The organism is Paenibacillus allorhizosphaerae, assembly GCF_042659105.1.
GTDB lineage: Bacteria > Bacillota > Bacilli > Paenibacillales > NBRC-103111 > Paenibacillus_G > Paenibacillus_G allorhizosphaerae.
The window spans coordinates 1,929,191-1,952,623 of record NZ_JBHSRV010000001.1 but is presented as its reverse complement, the minus strand read 5'-3'; the positions used below and the strand labels follow the sequence as shown (position 1 = coordinate 1,952,623).

21 protein-coding genes and 1 pseudogene are annotated in these 23,433 nt (G+C 48.8%); 15 read left to right on the top strand and 7 right to left on the bottom strand.

The annotated features are described in order from the left end of the window. The first annotated feature begins 79 nt into the window (after positions 1-79). From ACFQI7_RS08600 to ACFQI7_RS08590, 3 genes are all read left to right on the top strand, one after another. Entirely contained in the window at positions 80-1,573 is a 1,494-nt protein-coding gene (locus tag ACFQI7_RS08600; protein ID WP_218098869.1) for a sulfatase family protein, read from the top strand. A gap of 373 nt (positions 1,574-1,946) precedes the next feature. Continuing rightward, positions 1,947-3,575 (top strand): ATP-binding protein, encoded by a 1,629-nt coding sequence (locus tag ACFQI7_RS08595; RefSeq protein WP_218098868.1) that lies wholly within the window; start codon positions 1,947-1,949, stop codon positions 3,573-3,575. Between the two features lie 373 nt (positions 3,576-3,948). Then, on the top strand, positions 3,949-4,503 hold the full coding sequence (locus ACFQI7_RS08590) for a DUF3231 family protein (RefSeq protein ID WP_218098867.1): 555 nt from the start codon (positions 3,949-3,951) through the stop codon (positions 4,501-4,503). Between the two features lie 473 nt (positions 4,504-4,976). Here the strand turns inward: ACFQI7_RS08590 and ACFQI7_RS08585 are convergent, their stop codons facing one another. The 3 genes and pseudogenes from ACFQI7_RS08585 to ACFQI7_RS08575 form a co-directional block, all read right to left on the bottom strand. Further along, positions 4,977-5,888, bottom strand: coding sequence for an acetamidase/formamidase family protein (locus ACFQI7_RS08585; RefSeq protein WP_218098866.1), 912 nt, complete (start codon positions 5,886-5,888; stop codon positions 4,977-4,979). A 58-nt stretch (positions 5,889-5,946) separates the two neighbouring features. Further along, positions 5,947-6,159: pseudogene (locus ACFQI7_RS08580) on the bottom strand (MFS transporter); the annotation flags it as partial. Positions 6,160-6,691: 532 nt separating this feature from the next. Further along, positions 6,692-7,696 carry an aminoglycoside phosphotransferase family protein gene (locus tag ACFQI7_RS08575; protein ID WP_218098865.1) on the bottom strand — a complete coding sequence of 335 codons (1,005 nt, stop codon included), beginning with the start codon at positions 7,694-7,696 and terminating at the stop codon, positions 6,692-6,694. A 236-nt stretch (positions 7,697-7,932) separates the two neighbouring features. Here ACFQI7_RS08575 and ACFQI7_RS08570 point away from each other — a divergent pair, with 236 nt between their 5' ends. Together ACFQI7_RS08570 and ACFQI7_RS08565 are read left to right on the top strand one after the other, a co-directional pair. Continuing rightward, positions 7,933-8,400 carry a hypothetical protein gene (locus ACFQI7_RS08570; RefSeq protein WP_218098864.1) on the top strand — a complete coding sequence of 156 codons (468 nt, stop codon included), beginning with the start codon at positions 7,933-7,935 and terminating at the stop codon, positions 8,398-8,400. A gap of 156 nt (positions 8,401-8,556) precedes the next feature. Further along, entirely contained in the window at positions 8,557-8,979 is a 423-nt protein-coding gene (locus ACFQI7_RS08565) for a hypothetical protein (protein WP_218098863.1), read from the top strand. A gap of 71 nt (positions 8,980-9,050) precedes the next feature. Here the strand turns inward: ACFQI7_RS08565 and ACFQI7_RS08560 are convergent, their stop codons facing one another. Beyond that, positions 9,051-9,491 carry an RrF2 family transcriptional regulator gene (locus ACFQI7_RS08560; RefSeq protein WP_218098862.1) on the bottom strand — a complete coding sequence of 147 codons (441 nt, stop codon included), beginning with the start codon at positions 9,489-9,491 and terminating at the stop codon, positions 9,051-9,053. A 143-nt stretch (positions 9,492-9,634) separates the two neighbouring features. Beyond that, positions 9,635-10,288 (bottom strand): nitroreductase family protein, encoded by a 654-nt coding sequence (locus ACFQI7_RS08555; protein ID WP_218098861.1) that lies wholly within the window; start codon positions 10,286-10,288, stop codon positions 9,635-9,637. 253 nt (positions 10,289-10,541) lie between these two features. Here ACFQI7_RS08555 and ACFQI7_RS08550 point away from each other — a divergent pair, with 253 nt between their 5' ends. The 6 genes from ACFQI7_RS08550 (at position 10,542) to ACFQI7_RS08525 (ending at position 19,124) form a co-directional block, all read left to right on the top strand. Further along, on the top strand, positions 10,542-10,703 hold the full coding sequence (locus tag ACFQI7_RS08550; RefSeq protein ID WP_218098860.1) for a hypothetical protein: 162 nt from the start codon (positions 10,542-10,544) through the stop codon (positions 10,701-10,703). A 263-nt stretch (positions 10,704-10,966) separates the two neighbouring features. Then, complete coding sequence (locus ACFQI7_RS08545; protein ID WP_218098859.1) at positions 10,967-12,160, top strand: S-layer homology domain-containing protein; 1,194 nt, start codon at positions 10,967-10,969, stop codon at positions 12,158-12,160. 191 nt (positions 12,161-12,351) lie between these two features. Beyond that, positions 12,352-13,503, top strand: a complete 1,152-nt coding sequence (locus tag ACFQI7_RS08540) for an NADH-dependent flavin oxidoreductase (protein WP_218098858.1) — start codon at positions 12,352-12,354, stop codon at positions 13,501-13,503. A 220-nt stretch (positions 13,504-13,723) separates the two neighbouring features. Continuing rightward, on the top strand, positions 13,724-14,308 hold the full coding sequence (locus ACFQI7_RS08535) for a class I SAM-dependent methyltransferase (RefSeq protein WP_218098857.1): 585 nt from the start codon (positions 13,724-13,726) through the stop codon (positions 14,306-14,308). Between the two features lie 170 nt (positions 14,309-14,478). Continuing rightward, entirely contained in the window at positions 14,479-18,459 is a 3,981-nt protein-coding gene (locus ACFQI7_RS08530) for a X2-like carbohydrate binding domain-containing protein (RefSeq protein WP_377516739.1), read from the top strand. Positions 18,460-18,632: 173 nt separating this feature from the next. Then, positions 18,633-19,124, top strand: coding sequence for a hypothetical protein (locus ACFQI7_RS08525; protein ID WP_218098855.1), 492 nt, complete (start codon positions 18,633-18,635; stop codon positions 19,122-19,124). Positions 19,125-19,196: 72 nt separating this feature from the next. On the opposite strand, the gene ACFQI7_RS08520 is transcribed toward ACFQI7_RS08525, so the two are convergent. Beyond that, positions 19,197-19,610, bottom strand: coding sequence for an Lrp/AsnC family transcriptional regulator (locus ACFQI7_RS08520; protein ID WP_218098854.1), 414 nt, complete (start codon positions 19,608-19,610; stop codon positions 19,197-19,199). 123 nt (positions 19,611-19,733) lie between these two features. Here ACFQI7_RS08520 and ACFQI7_RS08515 point away from each other — a divergent pair, with 123 nt between their 5' ends. From ACFQI7_RS08515 to ACFQI7_RS08505, 3 genes are all read left to right on the top strand, one after another. Continuing rightward, positions 19,734-20,489 (top strand): MBL fold metallo-hydrolase, encoded by a 756-nt coding sequence (locus ACFQI7_RS08515; RefSeq protein ID WP_218098853.1) that lies wholly within the window; start codon positions 19,734-19,736, stop codon positions 20,487-20,489. A 61-nt stretch (positions 20,490-20,550) separates the two neighbouring features. After that, a complete protein-coding gene (locus ACFQI7_RS08510; protein WP_218098852.1) occupies positions 20,551-21,531 on the top strand; it encodes an EamA family transporter in 981 nt (326 codons plus the stop codon). 136 nt (positions 21,532-21,667) lie between these two features. Then, a complete protein-coding gene (locus tag ACFQI7_RS08505; protein ID WP_218098851.1) occupies positions 21,668-22,168 on the top strand; it encodes an NUDIX domain-containing protein in 501 nt (166 codons plus the stop codon). 143 nt (positions 22,169-22,311) lie between these two features. Here ACFQI7_RS08505 and ACFQI7_RS08500 read toward each other — a convergent pair whose 3' ends face one another. Beyond that, positions 22,312-22,737: a YkvA family protein gene (locus ACFQI7_RS08500; protein WP_218098850.1), complete on the bottom strand. Its 426-nt coding sequence runs from the start codon at positions 22,735-22,737 to the stop codon at positions 22,312-22,314. Between the two features lie 110 nt (positions 22,738-22,847). Between ACFQI7_RS08500 and ACFQI7_RS08495 the strand changes: the two genes are divergently transcribed. After that, positions 22,848-23,429 (top strand): Chromate resistance protein ChrB, encoded by a 582-nt coding sequence (locus tag ACFQI7_RS08495; protein WP_218098849.1) that lies wholly within the window; start codon positions 22,848-22,850, stop codon positions 23,427-23,429. Positions 23,430-23,433: the final 4 nt, after the last annotated feature.

The window sequence follows — 23,433 nt, the reverse complement described above, 5'->3', positions numbered from 1 at the left end:
AACTCTGTCAAGTGAGTGCAGTGGAGACGAAAATAAGTCAAGATGCGGCGTTCTAATGAACAATGAGGAGAGGTTATGGATGAATTTAAATAATGAAAAAACGAATGTCATCGTAATTATGACCGATCAACAGCGGGCCGATGCCCGCGGTTTGGAGGGATATCCCCTCGATCCGACTCCGTTTCTCGACAGTTTGGCACAGAGGGGAACCTGGTTCAATAAAGCGTATACGACCATGCCAGTATGCGGTCCCGCCCGCACCAGTTTGTTGACAGGCTGCTGGCCCAGTGCCCACAGAGTAAGCGGGAATTTTTGCCTGAACCAAGCCGTATACTCGAAAGATCTGTTTGATGTGGCCGGAGAGCAGGGGTATGCAACGGCACTGATCGGTAAAAATCACAGCTATATGAAACCGGAACAAAAAACGGACTTTCACCTGCTTCAGGGTCATTGGGGCGGTTTCGGCCCGGAACGGACAGTGGAAGAACAAGCCTATGACCAATGGCTGAAGACGTTATCCCAGGTCAGCCTGGAGCCCACCCCTTTTCCGCTCAAATGCCAGCTTCCTTACCGGGCCGTAACCGCGGCGCAGCAATGGGTGAAGCAAGTGAAAGATCGTCCGTTTTTCATGTGGCTCAGCTTTCCCGAACCGCACAATCCTTACCAGGTGCCGGAGCCGTATTATTCCATGTTCACGCCGGAACAATTGCCTCCTTTGCAGGCCGATGTACAGCAGCGTATTGCCAAAGGGGATAAGTGGAAGTTCTATGGCGAGCAAATCGCCCATTTTCTTCCTGATTATCGGGAGCGAATTCCCAGAGCCCGTTCCAATTACTTGGGAATGCTTCGGCTGATTGATGACCAGATCCGGCGTTTTGTTGAATTTCTGGAAGCGGAAGCGCTAATGGAACGGACTTTGATTGTGTTTATGTCCGATCACGGTGATTTTTTGGGCGAGTACGAATTATTGAAAAAAGGTCCCGAGGCCCCGGAAATTTTGGCCCGTATACCCTTACAATTTCACGGACCCGGCGTGGCAGCCAGCCGTTCACCGCACCCTGCCCATGTATCCCTTGCGGATGTGATGCCAACGCTTTGTGAAGTGATGGGAAGCCCAATTCCGGCAGGAGTACAGGGCCGCAGTCTTTGGCCCCTGCTCACAGGACAGGATTATCCGCAACAGGAGTTTGCCAGTGTGTTTGTCGAGCACGGATATGGCGGACTGTATCATCTTGATGGCAATCCTCCGGAATTTAATTTGATCGGCAGTGTTACGAACGACGTGGTCGAGTTTAACGAATTGAACAGGTACACGCAGTCCGGCTGGTTGCGCACTGTTCGCAAAGGGGAATGGAAACTGAATATGGATATGAAGGGAAAGGGGGAGCTGTACCGGGTTTCAAACGATCCTCTGGAGCTGGATAATTTATACGGACAGGCAGAACACAGCGGCATCGAACGGGAAATGCTGGCCGAGCTTTGTGCCTGGATGATCCGCAGCCAGGCTCCCACGCTCCCGGATACGAAATTGTATCCGCTGAAAACCGGCACGCGAAATTATTTGCATGGATAAATAAAGGGGAAGGTTACTTTATGAAAAGCCAAATATTTTACTTTTTACTACAGATACGCAAAGGTGGGATACTTTGCAATGCGTAGGTTCTGCCTTTGTCTAGCGACACAAACATATGCGCTTAAAAAGGTTCCCATTATTTTTGTCTGACAACAGCTTCAATGAAACGGTTAAGACCCTCAGCCTTTGGATGGGGGTCTATTTATGTAATGGAAGGAGTCAATTCACTATAAAATAAATTTTCCAAAAAAGTAAAAATATCAGTTAAAATAATTAAAAGAGAAGTTAATATAAGCTTAGACAATATGTTTCACTTTCTCTAACATTCTAAAAGGGCCATTCAAGTGAATTACTACTAGTGAGGGTGAACGTATTGATACTTTTTGATTATTTAGTTAATCTCTCCATTTTTTCATTATTGGTCAGTACACCTTTAATCATCCGATCATTCATTAAGCAAACCCCATTAAAAAAGGTGCAAATCTGGGTTGGTGTTTATGCAGGGATTGTTTCCATTATCTTAATATTGTTGGCGGTCAAGCAGCAGGGATATTCTTATGATATAAGATATGCCCCTGTGATTCTGGTTTTTGCCTATTTAGGGCCTATTCCGGGAATAGTAACAGGTATCTTATCCTTACTTACAAGGTTGGGTTCAAATGGAAATTGGTTGCCAGCAATAATAGGTTGGGCAGTCATCATGTTTGTTTTCACTATCCTGCATATATATTTGAGACGCATCGCTCCCCTCATAAGATGCGTTGCCTTTTTTGGTACCTATATCGTTCTCTATATGTGTACGGTATTCACTTTTCATATATTGTTGAATCAACCGCTTTTCCACTTCCAATATCTGTTGTTTGTGATGTTAGGGGTAATCGTAGGAGGTTTGCTGATTGAATCTAATGAACGGCTCCGTAGAATTGTTACAGAAAGAAAGTATATGGAGAGAACACTTGAAGAAAGTGAATTGAAATATCGATTGATCGCTGAGAATACATCAGACTTGATCATGGTATTGGATGGCGACTGTACCGTTAGTTATTTTTCTCCTTCTCATCAGTACGTATTAGGGTATCAAGCCTATGAATTGGAGCATATGGGCTTAAGGGAGCTACTACATCCAGAGGATGAAGGGATTTACATGATTGCGGTGGAGAGGATGTTTGAAAGTAAGGAATCTCGTTCCGTAACCATGGAGTTTCGATTGAAACATAAAGACGGTCCTTGGATCGAATTTGAGTCCCATTGCAAGCCGGTTAAAGGGGAAGTAAACCGAATCGAGCACATCGTTATTATCAGCCGCGATATCTCCGAACGAAGAAAAGCAGAAGAAATTTTACTGCAATCTGAAAAGCTTTCCTTTGCCGGGCAGCTGGCGGCAGGCGTGGCTCATGAAATTCGAAATCCCCTCACTACCATAAAAGGGTTTCTATCGCTCTACAAAAAGGAGCACGCTAGTCTAAAATATAGCGATTTGCTGCTGAGTGAGCTGGAACGAATCGAAATTATTACCAGTGAACTTCTCTCATTGGCTAAACCTCAAGCTGTTCAACTTACTCGAACGGATGTAAAAGAGTTGCTTGAATATATAGTTGAGTTATTATCTCCACAGGCTCACATGAATAATATTCAATTTATAAAAGTGTATGGAGAATCCTGTTTCCCTATCACCTGCGAACAAACCCGGCTAAAGCAGGTATTCCTCAATATATTAAAGAACGCAATAGAGTCCATGCCTGAAGGCGGGCTGATCCAAATTAGCTTACATAAAGAAGCAGAAGAGGAGTGTCTGGTGACTATTAAAGATCAAGGTTGCGGGATCCCAGAGGAACTTTTGGCTAAATTGGGGCAGCCTTTTTATAGTTTAAAAGAAAAAGGAACTGGGCTTGGCCTTATGATTAGTCATAGGATTATTGAACAACACAACGGTAGTATTAACTACCAGAGCAAGGTGAATGAAGGTACCTTGATCGAGATTAGGTTGCCGTTGGCTGAATAATCTGTATGAAGACTATCCGTTGATTTTGGGCATCACTTTGCTTAAACATCATATTTAGAGCGTCTTCCGAGATCGGAATGTTAGCGCTATTGACCCTGTGCACAATTCCATCTTACGGGGAGCTTTTCTTTTTACAAAGCCAAAAATTAACACTCCATAGGATGCTTCGTCAAATTTAACTAAGGTAACGGGATACGAGAGTGAAAAATAAACTGCTTCTAAACGACGAAGAGCTGCCGCGCAGCTCCCTTTTAACATCCTCACAAAATAACTGATTAGGTACATATGTGGTTAGTTGCATTTTTATATTTTGAATAAACAAAATTTCCTCTGCAAACAATATTCATGTTAATTCAAGAACAGGAGGAAGCACATGGTAAACATATTGGAATCAGCAATCGATACTATTAAATCAATGACAGATCAGGATGAAGACCAACCTCTTCATGTTGGAGAGGTGATGGGATGTTGGTTGTACTTGGCAGGTCTTGAATTAGCCAAAGCAACCGTTCAGGCCGCAATAAACACCACGACTGATCATGAATTAAAAGCATTGCTTGAAGAGGATTTAATGCTCGGGACCAGTCAACGGAAAAGACTCCATGAATTCATAATTAAAGAAGGCATTACCTTGCCGCATGCTCCCGAAGATATGCCTACCTCGGATCCAAGCAATATTCCGCTTGGGGTCAAATTAACGGATGATGTGCTCGCCAACGAATTATCTCTTAAAATCGCCAGTTTGATTGTCCGTGCCTCCGCTATTGCTGCCGAATCGATCCGCGCAGATGTCGGTATTTTATTTACTCAGTTCCAAGGCGAAAAATTAGCTTTTGCAGCCAGATTGAAATACTCGATGCGTAAACGCGGCTGGCTTCGAGTACCGCCATTCTACGTTCCGCCCGGCTCCCCATATTCGGTAAGGTAACACCTTTAATTGATAATAATCATATAAAATTTGTTGAACAGATAATTGATTCGTCATTAGATATTTAACATTGAACATTCCCCTAAGAATCTCATCCTGCATGATTAACAGCTTCCCATTGAGATGATTAAAAATCCCTGTTTGTATTCCTTCTTCGTAGAAAGCCAATACCTTCTCTTCTCGCTGGTTCATGGCTTCATCAAATCGATCATACCAATCCGGGTAACTGGTTTCGAGGTCCTGTAAGAAGATATCCGAGAAATATACGACAATCTCTGTATAAGAACTTTGTTCTTATATTTAAGAACGGCATGTCGTAAACCGAGGATTTTCCTTGATCAAGCGGATATTAACGAAACTAAAGTCTTCAATTAGCGCCCCAGTTCGATACGAGACTTGCCAGAACAAAATGGCGATCGCCCCCTGGTTCGATACCGTAGAGCGATCGCCATTTTATCAGATAAACAGTTCTTTTATAGCATGGACAGAACGGCCTTTGGAACTTTACAAACGACGCTGTAAGCAGGGTTGAACACATTCGCCACTTCGTATTCCACAGCCTGGCCCAGAAGCAGACTCGCTTCCGAGGCAGTCAGACCGAAGTCTTTCGTCAGCAAAGACAGCATTTCCGTCGTTGCGTGTTGCAGAGCCTGGTCAAGCGGCCTGGCGTTACCGATGCAGAACCAATGCGTGTCCGATTCGCCTCGCGGCCAACCGATCGTTTTCCCCTTCAATACCCGAACGGTGAAACGGACATCGAGCGATATTTCCACTCCGGTGCCTACAATTTCCCCACAGCCTTGAACGGCATGCCCGTCCCCGAGAAAGAAAAGCGCCCCCTCCGCAAAAACCGGAAAATAGACGGTAACACCGGCTACAAGACCTTTATAGTCCATATTCCCGCCGTATTCCCCGCTCGTCGCCGTTGAAATCGCCTGATCTTTCGGAGGAGCCACGCCAAAGCAGCCCAGAAACGGGCGCGCTTCCAGCTTCAATCCGGCCAAACCGGGCGTCGGCTTTTCCAAAGCAACCAAAGCTTGCTCAGTGCCCACAGACCAACGCACGATTTCGGGCGGTGGCAAGGCTGCGGCAGCATTGGGATCGACGACGTTCGGCGCCAGCACGTTGAACGTCCAGCCCCAAGCCCGGCTAGGTACCATCGATTCAAGCCGTACGGCAAGCGTATCGCCGGGCTGCGCCCCTTCCACATAGAAAGGTCCCGTCATCGGATTGCCGCGCCCGGCCGCGCTTTCTCCCCGATGGTCCCAGCCCCTGGCGTCTACTGTAGATGTCACGACGGTATCGCCGTCGGCAATTTTGAGTACGGGCTCGTGAGCCCCTATGGTGTTGTGGTAATGCTCGGGTTGAAAATGGTGTACGGCCATCGTTTCGCCTCCTTTAGATCGAGGAATTTTCCCTAGCTTTCACATTGCTTGAGAGCATCTACAATTTCGGTATTTTCAGTATTAGCACAACCGGTAACAGCATACAACCGTTGATAGCGAACACAATCGTGATTGACATTTGCGAAGCCAAGAAGCCGCCAATTAACGGTCCGAGCAGCAGCCCCAATTGGTTGGCGGTCCAGTTGAGGGCGAACGCGCGGCTGCGAAAGCCGGAGTCCGTATGTTTGGCTATGAACGCGTTAAGCGCCGGGAATACTGGGCCAAGAAGTCACGTTTAAGCGCATGCGGGAACATAAGGTGTCAACAAAATTTACAACATCTTCCATTACAAAATGTACTGCACACCTCTCTCCACAAGGTCCTTGGGATTCACTCTACCAAATCTCGACGGGTCTATGCCCTCACATTCCTTCGTCCTATCTATCCAAGGTGTGGAGTCCGATCAACGTACGATGCCGGTTTCAAAGTAACAGAGCCAGAACTTGTATTGCAATAGTATATGGCGACGCAACTATATCAAGGCCCTTTGAATGATAAACTTCTAAGCAACGAAGTCAGAGATGTAATCGCGCCGACATTTCTTAAATTGACTAAAGAGATGATGCAATCCTTCAGGGGCGGAATAACGATTTCAAAGCCTGTTGCGGCATTTATTTGCAAACATTAAAAAAGCCTTTGAATGCCTAAAGGGTAACGATAGCACCATGCGCATGGCTGCTGTCGCACCGGCACCGGCAGCCATTATTGAAGTAACTGGCAGGTGAAAGCACGGTGCGGCCGCTTTATCCGACGCCATACTTGGCGAGATACAGCGGATACGAGTGAAGATGAACCGCCCTGGCTTTGCGCTGGGCCTCATCCCGATGCTCAGGCACCTGCTCCGCCTCGACATAATCGGCCAGCACGTCGATGACGTCGTCAAGCAACTTCGCCCGAAAATACAGTTCCAACCGCTCTCCGGCCGCAGCCCCTGCTCCTTCCAGAGCCTTCTCCCTCCAGATCGGCCATGACGGATCATGCGTTAGTGGCCAAAGCAGTACCGAGTAGTCCATCGCCGCATCGCCCTGGCCGGACAGGTCGTCCCAGTCGATGATCCGGAAGCCGTTCCTGCCGCACGTCAGCACGTTGTTGCCGTTCAGGTCGTTATGAACAACATCGCCCGCAGGGAGTAGAAACGCAGGTGTCTGCCGGACGGTTTCCCTCAACCTCCCGATCTCTTCCCCGAACCACGAAATCGTCTCGTCCGATACGAAATCCCTGAGCAGCTCGCGCGACCCACGGATTCCGTCGAGATCCTCCGTAAACCGGGAAATGTACTCGTCTTCGAATGCCTCCGCATAAGTGCGCGTCTCCGCCTTAGGCAGCATTCCGCGAAGACGATCGTCGCGATGGAGCTTCGCGGCGGTCTCCATGACACCCGTCAGTGCGGCCTCGGGATTCCGCGTTTCCGCAAGCGGGGTCGCATCCTCGATATATTCGAAAACAAGTCCGTATGGATACCCCGGAACGATCTCGCGGTCAATCGTATGGACCAGCCTAGGCGCGGCGTAGTGCTCGGCAAGATAATCGCTGACGCCGGCCCACTGCCGCAGCCGTGCGGCTTTGATAGGTGGAGCCAACTTGACGTGAAGCCGTGTACGGCCGTCCGTCAGACGGATAGACAAGTTGCCGAAGCCTCCGGGATTATATATATATGACGCCCGGATCTTATTCGGGCCTATGCCAAGCGCATCGGCGTTCGCCGATGCCCACTCTGCAATCATTCGTTCTGCTAGCCGTACTTCCATATCTACACATTGCCTCCTCGCCATATTCCGGTCTATATCGGATATTTTAGCATGGAACCGATCATTGATGCAGGTAAGGGACGGTTATAAATCGAATTGTAATTTACATTATTTGTTATCCGAAGAGGAGATAATGGAATAAAATGAGAATTATGTAGCGGCTGGGCGAGTAATGAAACGAAATGCGTCAACAATCGTTATAAAGATTAAATGATGATACGGAGGTGCTTTTAGATATGGATATTCTGAAAGGTATTGGGAAGATGGCCGGCGATGTGACAGGTAAAATACTTGGAGGATCTGTGCGTGTTGCGGGGGAGCTTGTTCATAGCGATTACATTAAAGAAATAGGCAATGATGTGGAGAGAGTGACGGCGAAGACGGGTCAAATCGCAGGTCAAGCAGCGAGCGGCATATGGGATGCTGGCGCAGGCTGCCTAACGGCGGATACGCAACAGGCGAAGGCGGGACTCGATGAGCTTGGAAATGCCGTATCAACAACAGTAAAAGGTGTTGGCCAGGGGATCGAGTATATGGTCAAAAGCGGGAAAGATGTGGTCACAGGCATGAAGGAAAACGATAAGGAGTTGCTTAAAGACGGCGTTAAGAAGCTGGGGAAAGCAGCAGCGATCACTTTGCTTGCTGTCGGCTTGGTAGATCTTGCCGATGGCCCGGATGGAACGGATACGTCAGACACAGCTTAAGGCAACAACATATAACCGGAGCATGCTGATTTACAAATAGAGCATGACTCCGGTTTTTTCTTTCCGAATAGCATTACTTACGTTGCTTCTAAAAATGATTGGAACCGACGCTTTAACTCCTTTTGGTTTATTGAATTTTATAAAAACGTTCACAGAATGTTCACGCCTATTATTATGGGATTGGAACGTGGCTTCAGTAAAGAAGTGTACTTAGATAGTTTAAAAGTTATTCCTCTTATGTGGTTAATCGTCATTTTATCAGTAAGGCTGATTGCGGGACCGATTGTTGGTAAGCTGATGCCAAAATTCGTGGGACAGACAGATGGATTTAATGCCAGAATATTATTAAATACGGTATTAAATGTAACGGTATTATCTCTTTGGCTGTCCATTATAGGAACTTGGGTTGGTACGAACCAAATAAGCGTAGAACCGTTTGAAAATTTCCTTCATATTTGGCCTAGAAACTTTGGTGTAGCATTTTGGATTGAATTGTTAATTGCACAGCCTATAGCAAGGTTTGCAATGAAAAAATTACATGCAAGACAGGCGAGTAAAGCCGAACGTGTAAATTCGTAACACTTCAAATAAACATGCCCGAAAATAAAAAATCCGTGCAGCGCACGGATGTATCGGGACATACAATTCAACTATTTATTATCGCATAAAGGGATGCGCGTCAACATATCGGCAATCGTAAATTGACGAAGATATTCTATCGTTTGCTGCTCCGCATCGAATAATATAGTGACGAGCATAGAATCTAACTGCTTGTCGGCCTCGCTGCAATTGTCGTTGTCATCCAGCTCCGCGCACTCGGCTTTGAGCGCGACGTAGACGTCAGCCAACGTAATTTCGCCGGCCGATTTGCCGAGTGCGTAACCGCCGTCTCTGCCCTCTCTTGCTTCTACCATCCCTGCCTGAGTTAGCACCTGAAGAACTCTCCGCAAAAAAGTCGCATGTGAATTGACCTGGCAAGCGATCGCCGAGCTGGGCAGTAGCTTTTCGCTTCGGGCCAGCCACACCAATGCATGTACAGCAATTACGAAACGGCGAGGTCCTATAGGAATCCCCCGATTCGTCATACCCATGTCGGTCACTCCTTATTATAAATCGCTCTACGATATCCTGGTGTGATGGTGTGTACTATTCATCCTGTTTCGTATGCTCATTATAATAGTTTTCGGGGAGTTGAACAACAAGCTGGACCAGCGATGAATTATTCGCCTAACGCTTATACTTCTTCTGGAATGGCATTCCAGAAGGTGACTTCCTCGACTGGAAGACGCACCGTCTTATGTGCCTCTTGAGCCGCTTTTCCGACTGCGATCAGCATGACGACGGAGTAGCGATCGGAAATATGAAATGCGCTTCTAAGCGATTTTTCATCGTATCCGCCCATCGGAACCGTATCGTAGCCTCTGGCTTTGGCCGAGAGCATAAATTGCATCGAGACGAGACTGCCGTCGATTAACGCTGCGCGTTTAACTACTTCAGACGCAGGATCCGCGTAAAATCCGCGCAAATTTTGCAGCATTTGTGCTTTGATCTGTTCGCTCATATACCCGGCTTCTACCGCCGCGCTGTAAATTTGCTCCGCTTTATCGATACCCCGCAAATCGCCCAGGATGGCAACAACCGCCGAAGCCTGGATCACTTGCTCCTGATTGTACGCGATCGGAAGCAGCTTTTTTTTAAGCTCTGGATCATCGATAACTAGGAACCGCCAAGGCTGCACGTTAGCTCCTGAAGGAGCGAGGGTAGCTTCCTGCAAAAGTTCCGTCATCTCTTCCTTGGAAATAGTCCAACTCGCATCATATTTTCTTACCGAATGACGATCCCTTACAACATCTGCAAATAAAGCCGCTTGCCCCACTTGAATAGACATATGGCACTCCATCCTTCCGAATATAATTATGCACTCTTTTATCAACGAACCGTCGGTTCACGTGCGGTTTGTTAACTGTGCATTTATAAGCACAGTATATGTTATAACTGCAATCATGTCAATCACAGTATATTTTTTGTAGAGATAAGAGACTGGAGACTTCGAATCATTTTTTGAAAGGAAATTCCAAATGTACGTCGAAGGTATTTACTTAATATCAGGTGTTAGTAGCGTATTTTATGAGAATGGAGTCATGGAAAAAAGAATGATTGACGTTGCACTGCGGCATGGTCTTAATGATTATATTGTACCGAAATGGAAGGCTACATTTGAAATAAAAAAATATTTTGAGGCTAAGATAGGAAAATCCATATACGATATATTGCCGGGAGTCGCTGAAAACACATTTAAATGATAATTATTGAGGTCTGCAGTAACACCACGAGGCTGCCGCAGATGAACTAGCGGCCCCGAAGCAGCCTCGGTAATGGCTATGTTCGGCAGTCGTCCAAACATGCAGGATTTCTACTGATTATAGCCCTGTTTTCCTTTTCGGAAACGGGGCTTTCGTTTGCAAAGAACACGACGTTCACCGGTTGCTTCAGCGATTAGGCAAAAAACGGAAATTACGTTCGAAGGGTATCAGGGAGCCCAAATGAATGGAGAGTGTGAACTATATTGAAAAAGAGAATCGTCAAAGCGATCATGATCATGGCATTATTCGGCTCATGTCATTTAAGCGGAATTTCCTATGCGGCTTCCGCCGTCTCTGTTTCCGGATGGACGTGGATGGGACGGGACCCGGCCGATCTGAAGGACCATTGGTCTGAAAAGGTTTTTCAATGGGCCGTCGGCAGGCATATCATCGACGGTTACCCGGACGGGACGTTTCGGCCGGATCAAGAGGTGACGGAGGCGGAGTTTTTAAAAATGTTGTACAGATCGTTTGGAGCGGCTCTACCGGAAATCGAAGGCGTTGACTGGACGGACGGACCGTACAGGCTTGCTTCGATGTGGAATCATCCGGCAGCAGGTGCCGACCGGAAGCAGGCAAGACATGAGCCGGTTGCTCGAGTCAAAGCCGCGGAAATTATATCGTCTGCGCGCGGCGTGAATTATGAAGGCGCGGATGCCGTCCGGTATTTGCTTATAAACCACCTTGCCCATGGTAAAACGGCAGCTGATGTTGAAGGCTTCGCAGGAAACGACTTGTTAACTAGAGCGGAAACCGTGCAATGGATTCGAACCTTAAAGCTGAAGGGAATGCTGAAAATAGAGAAACGTCCCAAAGAGCCCTCAGATCCCGGTATACTGAACAAAATGAGCGTTTCATCCACTCAGGAGCTGCCGGATTTTATGGTAATGCCGGGAGGAGAAGAAGATTTTAGCCTGGTCGACGACAAAACTGGAATTTCGTTTGCTAGAGCAACCAGTAAGGACTCCTTCGATAAGCAGTACGGGACACCTGAAACCATTTCGGTGGGCAGTTTCCAACGATACGGAGATTTGGCGATTCATTATGACGCGAACGGGCAAATGGAGGCTTGGAAAATTTCGGTGAATGAAACGAGCGATAAAGATATTTCATTCCGTACCTATAAAGGAATCAAAGTCAACGAGAGCTCGCTTTTTGATGTCCTTCAAGCTTATGGGACGGCAGGTTACGGCTATGACGGTGATCAGTTTGCAACGTATTTTTATGAAAAAAAGGACGGCCGTATTCAACCGCGGTTTTCCCGTTTTGATGTAGAGGATCCGGACCAAGCATTTGTCATTTCATTTATTTTCGACGAAAAAACGCTTAAAGTGAGATATATCTTCGTTTCATCGTATGCTTACGCTTATCCGAATAGAGTGACGCAGACCCGGTAGTATTCGCTAACTGCTATCGATAATCATAAAAATGACATGCGGTTATGTTTGCAGATAACCTCCGTGTAGGTCCATTTGAATGGACTAAGTCCAACGATTTTGTGTTCTTACCTCTTCGGTCAATCCATTCTATAATAACAACTACCTCCTCCGATGAAGACAATCGGAGCAGAGAAAGGAGAGAAACGTCAATGAAATCTACCGCGCAATCGTTGTTTCAACCTTATGAACTGCCCAGCGGCCTGACGCTCGCCAATCGAATTGTCATGGCCCCGATGACGCATCTGTCTTCCCAAGCCGACGGCACGGTATCGGACACCGAGATCGCTTATTACGCCCGACGGTCAGAAGGGCCTGGAATGATCATCACTGCCGCCACTTGGGTGCTTCCGAACGGCGGAATGCCTGGCGCCCCCGGGGCCGACGACGATAACAAAATTCCCGGGCTGCGCAGGCTCGCCGCCACGATCCGGGAGCGGGGGGCCAAGGCGATCCTGCAGCTGTTCCATACGGGACGCCAGGGCACGAGAACGGGAGATCTCGTCGCCCCCAGCGCCGTACCGGAAGCACGCGAAGGCGCTGCCGTGCCGCGCGCGCTGGAGGAGGGTGAGATTGCAGCGATTGTTCGCGCATTCGGTGAAGCCGCTCGCCGGGCCATCGCGGCGGGCTTCGATGGCGTGGAGATTCACGGGGCCAACGGCAACCTGACCCATCAATTTTTCTCGCCTCTTTCGAACCGGCGCCGGGATCGGTTCGGAGGCGATTTGGAGCGGCGAATGACGTTCAGTCTTGCGGTCGTCGATGAAGTGCTGCGAGCCGTCCGCGAACACGCTGACCAGCCGTTCGCAGTCGGTTACCGGCTGTCGCCCGAAGAGCGGGACATGCCTGGAAACGCGGCGGATTCCCCGGAACAACAAGAGATACCCGGAATTACGATGGAGGATACGCTGGAGTTCGTAGACGTACTTGCGTCTCGCGGACTCGATTACCTGCATATTTCTTTGACGGACTTCCGCAATCCGCCGCGCCGCGGTTCATGGGGGAGCAAATCGCGCTTAGCCATCTTGCAGGAGCGCGTTGGCCATCGGGTGCCGCTCGTCGGCGTCGGAGCCGTTCACACGGCAGAAGATGCGCTCGACGCAATAGAATCCGGCATTCCGCTCCTCGCACTAGGCCGCGAAATGCTCATGGAGCCCGATTGGGCTAACAAAGTCCGCGACGGGCGCAGCGCGGAAATCCGCACGACTTTATCGGCCTCCGACCGCGAGCGTCTGTTCATTCCCGAGCCGATGTGGCAGCTTCTCCTCAGCATTCCCGGATGGATGCCGTTCGAAGGCCAATAAACGACTTGTGCTTGGTATATGGCGTACCGGGTCTTCGTCTAACGAACAGCGATAATACGTATTTCATGGGATCTCTGCCTGCTGCGCAGACGATCCCATTTTATTTGCTCAAGGAACGGTGATGGTATTACAAAATTCCATATAAACCAGAGAAATTTCCATTTTATATTCTATTTAGCATGGTACATTCATTGTAAAAGCTGGCGGGAGGTTATTCGTAGTGGTTATTCCGAAAGAATTAAAAGTTGTCATAGGAGCAGGGTCATTCGCAAAAACGAACCCTCTTTTTACGGATTGGCTTCTGACGGAGGAAGAACAATTAAATCTATTGAAACGAACCGACTGGAAGGAGAAATTCGATCCTAATTCAATCGCAGCCATTTTGGCAGAGCATGTATGGGAGCATTTAACATTGAACGAAGGCATGGAAGCGGCACAAATTTGCTATGAATTTTTGAAGCCTGGCGGTTATGTTCGATGCGCTGTTCCCGACGGTTATTTTCCAAATGATGAGTACCAACACATGGTTCAAATAGGCGGACCGGGACCCACAGACCATCCTGCGGCTGGTCATAAAATGGTACATAACTATAAAACGATATCAACAATGTTTATAGCTGCCGGGTTTGAAGTGAATTTATTGGAGTATTGCGATGAAAATGGGATGTTTCGATGCCGGGAATGGGATGAAACACAAGGCTTCATCTATCGTTCCAAACGTTTCGACCACAGAAACAAGGGCGGACAATTGGGATTTGTTTCTCTCATCATTGACGCTACAAAACCAACCGCCCCATCATTTTAGCGATGAACGCTATGAAATCAAATAACAGCAAATCTATGAAAAGTATAAAAAACGTTCAACCTTATTCCGAAACTTATTATGGTAGAATAACTAAAATGAGGAGGTATTCGCCTACTAAGTTCGGTTGTTCACGGAGATAGAAAAGGAGAATAATGATGAAGAACAGGTTTGTGAGAAGTTGGATTGCCGCTATTCTGTGCATGGTTATAATGATTTGCCCTCTGATCCAACCGGTACAGGCGGATGCGGCGGGCTTGATGTTCACATCAATGTCATCGCAGAGGGACACGACTTTCGCGCTGGATGCGAACGGTCGTATTTGGGCATGGGGTTCGAACCTTTCCGGTCAGTTCGGAAACGGGATCACGCCCAGTTCCCATACCCCTATGCAAATCAAGGTGCTGGACAATGGGGCGCCGGTATCATTCAAGGAAATAAAGGGCGGCTATGACTTCGCTATCGCTCTGGACAGCAGCGGCCATTTGTGGGGAGCAGGCGATAACGGGGCAGGTCAGTTGGGGCTTGGGAGCGGTACGCTCAGCGCGCGCAACTGGACAAAGGCGAATGTAATGGACGGAGGCACCCCTGTTGTATTTAAAAAAATTGCCGCTTCACGTTCATCTTCTTTTGCCTTGGATAGTAACGGCAAGCTATGGATATGGGGGTTCAGAACGCTTACAGCCGATCCTTATGTTCCAACCAAACAAACGGTGGCTTACGGTAACGGGGATCCGGTTGTCTTTGATGCTCTGGAGGGGAATGATGAATTTGTGATCGCAATCGATTCTCAGCAGCATCTCTGGACCATTTTTCAACCCGCATATAATCCCTCGCCGTTTACTGTGATGGATGGCGGCGTAGAAGCCAAGTTCCAATCGATTTCTGCAGGATCCACTCTCGGAACGGGACCGTTTTTGGGATTGGCCATCGATACGAATGGGGATGTATGGTCTTGGGGAGGTAACGATCAAGGTCAGCTTGGCGATGGAGGTGTGTCGGGAACATTATGGGCCCCAAACAAAATCTCCATCACGGACAATGGAAATCCGGTGAAATTCGTCCGTGTCTCCGGAGGACTCAAGCATGTGCTGGCAATCGATGAGGCTGGGAGCATGTGGACATGGGGTCTAAACTCATCAGGTCAGCTGGGAGATGGCTCAACCGTCAATACTGCTCCGCATAAAGTGCCGGTTTCGGATAACGGAGCACCTTTCCAATTTGCCTCCGTCTGGAGCGGCTATGCGGTATCTTATGGACTCGATGCCGACGGACGTTTATGGTCGTGGGGCAGACAGGGCTTACTCGGTGACAATACGTCAGGGAACGGCCTGCAAACAACACCGAAAAAAATATTTTTCAAGCCGCAGCTCTCGTTAACCGCATCGGTGACAAACGCTACTTACCTTGAACCGGTTACGCTCACGGCGTCGGTTGCGGGGGATTTCGTCACGCCTTCGGGTACGGTGACGTTTAAAGAAGGCGACCAGCAGTTAGGCAGCGTGCCGCTGGATACCGGTGGCGATGCCCATCTGAACCTTCCTTCCCTGCCGACTGGCTCCCATACCTTGACTGCGCTCTATGAAGGAGACAACCTGTATTTGGCTGGGACGACGAACCCGGTTAGTGTCACGGTCACTATGCCGCTGGCGCCATCGGTCAAGATCACTCCATCGACGACGGCGCCGACGACCGAGCCTGTCACACTGACGGTGACGGCACAAACATACGGTACCTCGAATACGTTGTTCCGTCTGAAATGGCTTCCGGGAGACAATACAGCCGCTGCATTTGCAGATGCCGGAACGGATATTTTTACCGTCCGAAACTTTGCCGTTGCGGGGAATGGTACATATACGGTATATGCCAAAGATTTAGCGGGCAGTGAAACGGTGCAAAAAATCAATGTTACGAATATCGTGCCGCTGCCGAACAACAGCGCGATTGCCCCTGCGGCCGCCAGTTTTGACAAGAACGCCGGCTCAGCGGAGAACGCCGAAGTGACGACAACACTGACGCTCAACGGCAACACACTAAGCGGCATAGCCAATGGAGCAGCGCTGCTTACGCCGGGTACCGATTATACCGTATCGGGTAACACGATAACGATCTTGAAAGCTTATTTGAACGCACAACCGGTAGGCTTAACCCGCCTCACCTTCAAGTTCAGCGGCGGAGCGGACCAGACGATGACGATTTCGGTATCCGATTCGACGCCGAACAACAGCGCGATCGCCCCTGCGGCCGCCAGCTTTGACAAGTACGCCGGCTCAGCGGAGAACGCCGAAGTGACGACAACTCTGACGCTCAACGGCAACACACTAAGCGGTATAGCCAATGGAGCAGCGCTCCTTATGCCGGGTACCGATTATACCGTATCGGGTAACACGGTAACGATCTTGAACGCTTATTTGAACGCACAGCCGGTAGGCTTAACCCGCCTCACCTTCAAGTTCAGCGGGGGAGCGGATCAGACGATGACGATTTCGGTATCCGATTCGACGCCGAACAACAGTGCAATCGCCCCTGCTGCCGCCAGTTTTGACAAGTACGCCGGCTCAGCGGAGAACGCCGAAGTGACGACAACGCTGACGCTCAACGACAACACACTAAGCGGTATAACCAACGACGCCGAACCACTGACGCCAGGTACCGATTATACGTTGTCGGGTAACACGGTAACGATCTTGAAAGCATATTTGAACACACAACCGGTAGGCTTAACCCGCCTCACCTTCAAGTTCAGCGGCGGCACGGACCAAACGATGACAATCACCGTATCCGATTCGACTCCGCTGCCTTCAAACGAAGAACCCGAATCGGACTCCAGTTCGACTCCGATTACGGAACCGGTTACGGTAGCCGATCCGCCGAAATATCAAATCGCTTTGGACTCATCCGGTCATGTCGTCATTATCGTCGATTCGTCCTCATTCGTGACGGAGGAAGCGGGTGGGACACTTACACAAAAGCTGATTGTAACGGCGGATGTTCTCAATCAGGCACAGGAGCTGCTGAAGGACGCCTCGCAGCCGATCATACTGATCAAATTAAGCGACACGGAACCGTCCGTACAGGTACAGCTTCCCGGAGGCTCTCTGGAGACGATGGCAGATGCATACCCGAATGCCGCAATCGGCATCGAATTGAACGGTTCGAGCTTGGTGCTTCAAGCCAGCGTATTGGATTTGGACAGCTTGGCTAAGCGTCTAGGTGTCGCGGTAAGTGATGTAAACATCGTGACGTCGATGGAACGGGTAAGCGATGCCGTAGAAACGAAGCTGGAACAAATGGGCTCGAACCTCGGATTCCGTGTAGTAGGACATGCCGTAGATTTCAAGGTGAAAGCCGCGGCCAACGGGCAAACCGTAGAGCTGCACGACTTCGGCAGCAAGTATATGACCCGCGGCATTGTGTATACGAATCCGTCGGCGAGCGGCAACGTCATTGCGGTGCACTATGACCCTTTCGCGAGCACGGTTTCGTACATTCCGACGCACTTGGGCTCAAGGAGCGACGGAAAGAAAGAAGCCGTCATGCGGGCCACACATTACAGCATTTATGCTGCCATTGAAACCAAGGACCGATCGTTCGCCGACCTGTCCGCCCACTGGGCCAAGGAAGATGTGGAACATCTTGCATCGAGGCTCATTGTGACCGGCGTGTCGGCCGACCGGTTTGCACCGGACGAAAGCATTACGCGTGCGGAGTTCGCCGCTCTGCTCGTCCGATCGCTCGGACTGTCGACTGAACATGACCCAGCGTATAAAAGCTTTGAGGATGTGCCGGCATCCGCCTGGTACTCGGCCGTAGTGGAAGCGGCAGTAAAAGCCGGCCTGGTAGACGGTATGACCGCGGACAGCTTTGCGCCAAACGAACGGATCACTCGCGAGCAAATGGCAGTCATGCTGGCCAGAGCTCTGAGCTTGACGCCTGAAGGAAGAAGCATCCAAGAAAATAAACAAGCGCTTGCTGTGTTTCAGGATCAGGATGCCATCTCTACATGGTCGCAAGCTTTCGTATCCCGTACCGTGCAAGCGGGTATCATTACAGGAACAGACGATGGCAATTTTGCGCCGGCCCAGTATGCGACCCGCGCTCAAGCCGCTACAATGCTGAAACGTTTTCTACTCGCCGTTCATTTTATCGAGTAGCTGCATCGAACGACCCTACCTTCAATGACGAAACAAGACCCTTCCATAAGGAGGGTCTTGTTTCGTTTAGCGACTTTTGGCTGGCCGCCATGCGGCGAAATGTTCACAAACTTTTCACTTATGAGGAATTTTCATTATCTCTATAATAACAAGGGTAGAAAGGATGATGGAAATTGCCGAGAACGAAGAAAGAACATTTTTATTTTGGATTGATGACGTGCTTAGGGATGGTCGTATGCATGACATTTTACAATTTGCTTACAAACGGCTTGATTGCCACGATATCCTTGAAAGGAATACTGCTTCAACTGATTCAGATCTTTATTACCGCTGCCTTATTGGAATTATTTATTGTTGGTCCGGTAGCTAAGAGAATTGCATTATCTTTACCCTATGATAAATCGAAGAAGGTATACGTGATTTTATCTCTTGCATTTTTTATGGTGACTGGAATGGTGCTCTTTATGTCTCTTTATGGATTGGGGGCTGCTTACGTTTCCAACCGGCTGGTCGGAGAATCATTAATTGAAAGTTATTTTTCTTTAGTTTTCAAAAATTTTATTTTTGCTTTCCCTCTACAGCTGATCGTTGTGGGACCGCTAGTTCGGTATTTATTTAATAAATTCGTTAAAGATAAAAGAAGAATTGCGGAATCGATGAGCTAAAATACGGCAATAAAAAACAGCGGCTGTCTAGGCCTTCATTCTGCGTTGACCTAGCCGGCCGTTGTCTCTTTCTTAGATCTCGCTAATGACAACGGATATTTTATAATTGACATAGCGGGTTAATTGTTCCAGAAACTTGTCGAGCTCTTCGTTGGAAGGGAATCTGCATTCCAAGAGGTAGCACCCGTCTCCGCTAATTTTGAATTTATGAACGATGAAAGGCTGCTGCGTTTCTAAAAATGACAAAAACGGCTGGTGATCGAAGCTCTTCGTAAAAATAGTAATAAACGAGTGTACGACGAGTCCGGTCTTCTTATAATTTAGACGAACGGTATAGCCTTCAATGACTTGATCTTCCTCTAGTTTCACGACCCGGTTGGCTGCTGCTTGGCCGGTCAAATGGACTTTCTCGCCCAGGTTTTTCATCGAAATCCGGCCATCCTTGACCAGTTCCTCGAGAATACGTTTATCCGTATGATCCAGCATAACCTTATAACCTCTTTCAACATTCAAGTGTTATTGCCCATATTCTTGATTATCGTTATGTACACGATCTTAACGTAAATGTTAACCTAAAAGGGCGAAATAGGAAAGGGAGGCACTGAAACTATGAAGATCAGACAAATCCGGAATGCAACGATCGTGCTGGAATATGGCGGCATGACTTATTTGATCGATCCGTACTTGGGAGCGAAAGGGGCCTACCCGCCCGTGACGAATACGGCGAATCCGGTGAATAATCCGACGGTAGATTTGCCGGTTTCGGTGGAGGACATTATCCAGTCCGATGCCGTCATCGTCACCCACCTGCACCCCGACCACTTCGATGCGGCGGCGGTCAAGGCGCTTCCCAAGGATGCGAACATGATAGCGCAGTCAGATGAAGATGCCGAAACAATCAGGAAACAAGGATTTCGTAACGTACAAGCCTTGGATCGCATGAACCAAATGGGGGATGTCCGTCTGTCCCGCACGCGGGGGAGGCATGGCACAGGCGAAATCGGGCGGTTAATGGGGAACGTTTCCGGCGTTGTCTTTCGCCATCCGGATGAAAAAACGTTATATATTGCAGGCGATACGATTTGGTGCACCGAGGTAGAGGAGGCGATCCGCACTTATCGTCCGGAAGTGATCATCGTCAATGGAGGCGGCGCACAGTTTTTGCAAGGGGATCCCATTACGATGGGCAAGGAAGATATTGCTCGGACGTACTCGGCAGCTCCGCAATCAACGATCATCGTGTCCCACATGGAGGCGGTCAATCATTGCTTTTTGTCCAGGCGCGAGTTGAAACAATTTATAGAGGAAAAAGGCGCTAGCGCCCATATTATAGTGCCTGTCGATGGCGAAACGATGATTTGTTAGGCGGTGAATTGGTCAAGTGCGTTGCGGTGTCTGACGGACGTTGGCCGCAGAAAGGAATGTAATGATGACGAAAAACGCATTGCCGTCGCACCAAGAAGGCTCCCCTTCCGGCCTGCGCTTTGCTGCAGCGCTCGTATCGTTATGGCTGCTTTGGGGCTCCGTTTTCCTGGCGCTGAAGGTCGTTATAACGGAAATTCCACCGTATTTGACCGGCTTTCGCTTCATCATATGCGGGGCGTTATTGCTGCTCTGGTGTTTGTGGCGCATGCCTGCCGCAGCTTATCCGACGGGTAAACAATGGGGGAACGCGGCGCTCGTCGGCGCGCTCCTCATCGCCGGCGGCCAGGGAATGGTTATCGCGGGCGCGCAAACTTTGTCCTCGGGTGTTACGAGTCTGCTTGTATCTACGATGCCGCTGTGGACGGCTTTGCTGGATTGGGGCATGTTCCGCAACCGTCCGAAGGCCAAGGCATCGGTCGGCCTGCTGCTTGGATTTGTCGGCCTCGTCATTCTCATTGCTCCATCGGGGCAAGCGGCGCTAAACCCGCTTGGAGTCGGATGCACTCTGTCCGCTTCGCTTCTGACCGCCGTCGGCACGATTGCATTGCGGCGCACCGTGCAGCCCGGCGTCACGTTCAGCACCGCAATCCAGATGACGACGGGCGGTATGGTGATTATGATGGTCAGTCTAACCAGAGGAGAATTCGCCCAGTTTTCTCTCTCCGCTTTGTCGGGAACGATGCTGATCGCTACTATTTATCTTTTGTTTGTAACCGTAACCGGCTTTCTGCTGTACTCCTGGCTGCAGCGGAACAGCGTTACTGCGACGCTGCCGAACACCGTCTCATACATCAGTCCGGTCGTTGCCGTTCTGCTGGGGTGTACTGTGCTTGGGGAGCCGCTTTCGCTGCGGATGATCGGCGCAATCGCCATCATTTTGTCTGGCGTGGCCGTTATATTGCTGGCGTCCGGGAAAACGGGCAGTCGCCCGGCATCTCACGCGCGTGAGGAAAGATTCATCAATTCCTCTACTTCGAAGTAAGCTCCTGAGTCATCGATGAATATTGGAACATGGTTCATATCAATATGAGAACGATTCCATCTAAATGATATCATTTTAATGATAGGGTTTAACCGTTATTATATTCTCATCCAAAATAATCCAAAGGATGAGGCAGATGAGCGGCAGTTGGCACGATTCTTATTTAGGAAAACTTCGCAAACTAATTGGCACACAAAAGATCATCGTAAACTCCGTACGGGCAATCTTGCTTGACGGCGAAGGCCGCGCTTTGTTTATAAAGCGCAGAGGTGACAACAAATGGGGCATGCCCGCAGGAGCTATGGAACTGGATGAATCCGTGTTTGATGCGATGAAGCGTGAAGTCAAAGAAGAAACAGGACTTGACGTTATTGAGGCAACATTAATTGCTATATATTCTTCTCCCAACACGCAGACGTTCACGGACCGTTGGGGAAACGAGCACCATATTATTGAATATTTGTTCCGGGTGGATCAGTGGACGGGTACTGTTGAAAAAGAAACGGATGAAAGTGTAAATGCCGAATTTTACCCGATGGATCGTCTTCCCGAAGCTTCAAGCGAGCTGTTTGCAAGACATCACGAAAGAGTATGTAAAGATTATAAAAAGTTCGACGGAACCTTAATTTTAGAGTAATCGGGCTTTAGGCAAGCACATAAGAGCAGCGGCGAGCGCTTTCGCGGAATTTTCGATGCAGTGAAAGCGGCAGGCTGCACCGTGCTGACCCATATGCACTATGACAAAAAGAGAGCCCGCAAGCTCTCTTTAAACATGAATCTTCAATAAAACAGCTTATACAAGTACATAGACGCCGCTACCGCCAAACAGAGCCATAATCCGATAATCAATGCCCCCGTAAACCAATTTATCGGTTTTCCTAATTTTCTGCGTTCCTCCGCCGCGGCGCGGTATTCCTCAAGCACTTCAGGCGGAATCAAACGCAGCGTAATGTACACCCCCAGAGGGACAATGATTACATCGTCCAAATACCCGAGAACCGGTATGAAATCGGGAATGAGATCGACCGGGCTGAATGCATAGGCAACCACGCAAACGGCAAAAATTTTCGCAAACAAAGACACCCTCGGATCGCGGTAAGCCAAGTAAATCGTCATCAGATTTTGTTTTAGCTTCTTGGCCATCGTTTTTAATCGATGCAGAAGCGATTCCGGTTTCTTTTCCTCCGGCTTCACGTTTACGTCCATATGATTTACCTTTCGATTCAGTAATGGTATTTTTAAATTAGCATCTCTAAATAATAAGTGCAACAGTTGTTTCAACTTTTTTTTGGATTGGAAGTCAGGAGGAGAGCTTGTTGAATGCCGATGTGAAATGGATCATTTTATCGTATAAAGTCCCCGCGGAGCCCTCAACGCTGCGGGTGCGCGTTTGGCGGACGCTGAAGGCCTTAGGCGTCGTCTACATTCAGCAATCGGTCTGTGTGGCGCCCAAAACGCCGGAAGTAGCAAAGAAAATCGAGGCGTTAAAAAGAATGATTGAAACGAATTCCGGAGAGGCGCTGCTGCTTGAGGTCGAGCGGTTTGCGAATGGGACCGAGCAGGAGCTCAGGGATTTATTCAACAAACAGCGAACGTTGGAGTTGGAAGAATTTTTGGGCGGTTGTCAACTGTTTTTGCAAGAAATCGAATCCGAAACTGCAAAAGGGAATTTCAGTTATCGCGAAGTGGAAGAAAACGAAGCGGAGCTTGCCAAGTTACAAAGATGGCACAAAAAAATTGCAAAAAGAGATTTCTTCGGCTGTCCGATCCTCGGTGAGTCCAAACGGCGGCTTGAGCAATGTGATCAAACGTTTAACGTGTTTATGCATAAAGTGTACGCCACGGAAGGGTCGGCCGAAGGCAAAATCCATTTGGATGGAATGATAAGGACGGAGTGAGGAC

Excerpts from the sequence above, each read along its gene's own strand:
- ACFQI7_RS08515 (WP_218098853.1), top strand. The coding sequence starts at position 19,734 with ATGAAGATCAGACAAATCCGGAATGCAACGATCGTGCTGGAATATGGC.
- ACFQI7_RS08520 (WP_218098854.1), bottom strand. The coding sequence starts at position 19,610 with ATGCTGGATCATACGGATAAACGTATTCTCGAGGAACTGGTCAAGGAT.
- ACFQI7_RS08540 (WP_218098858.1), top strand. The coding sequence starts at position 12,352 with ATGAAATCTACCGCGCAATCGTTGTTTCAACCTTATGAACTGCCCAGC.
- ACFQI7_RS08550 (WP_218098860.1), top strand. The coding sequence starts at position 10,542 with ATGGAAAAAAGAATGATTGACGTTGCACTGCGGCATGGTCTTAATGAT.
- ACFQI7_RS08590 (WP_218098867.1), top strand. The coding sequence starts at position 3,949 with ATGGTAAACATATTGGAATCAGCAATCGATACTATTAAATCAATGACA.
- ACFQI7_RS08510 (WP_218098852.1), top strand. The coding sequence starts at position 20,551 with ATGATGACGAAAAACGCATTGCCGTCGCACCAAGAAGGCTCCCCTTCC.
- ACFQI7_RS08570 (WP_218098864.1), top strand. The coding sequence starts at position 7,933 with ATGGATATTCTGAAAGGTATTGGGAAGATGGCCGGCGATGTGACAGGT.
- ACFQI7_RS08575 (WP_218098865.1), bottom strand. The coding sequence starts at position 7,696 with ATGGAAGTACGGCTAGCAGAACGAATGATTGCAGAGTGGGCATCGGCG.
- ACFQI7_RS08555 (WP_218098861.1), bottom strand. The coding sequence starts at position 10,288 with ATGTCTATTCAAGTGGGGCAAGCGGCTTTATTTGCAGATGTTGTAAGG.
- ACFQI7_RS08585 (WP_218098866.1), bottom strand. The coding sequence starts at position 5,888 with ATGGCCGTACACCATTTTCAACCCGAGCATTACCACAACACCATAGGG.
- ACFQI7_RS08500 (WP_218098850.1), bottom strand. The coding sequence starts at position 22,737 with ATGGACGTAAACGTGAAGCCGGAGGAAAAGAAACCGGAATCGCTTCTG.
- ACFQI7_RS08560 (WP_218098862.1), bottom strand. The coding sequence starts at position 9,491 with ATGGGTATGACGAATCGGGGGATTCCTATAGGACCTCGCCGTTTCGTA.
- ACFQI7_RS08565 (WP_218098863.1), top strand. The coding sequence starts at position 8,557 with ATGTTCACGCCTATTATTATGGGATTGGAACGTGGCTTCAGTAAAGAA.
- ACFQI7_RS08505 (WP_218098851.1), top strand. The coding sequence starts at position 21,668 with ATGAGCGGCAGTTGGCACGATTCTTATTTAGGAAAACTTCGCAAACTA.
- ACFQI7_RS08600 (WP_218098869.1), top strand. The coding sequence starts at position 80 with ATGAATTTAAATAATGAAAAAACGAATGTCATCGTAATTATGACCGAT.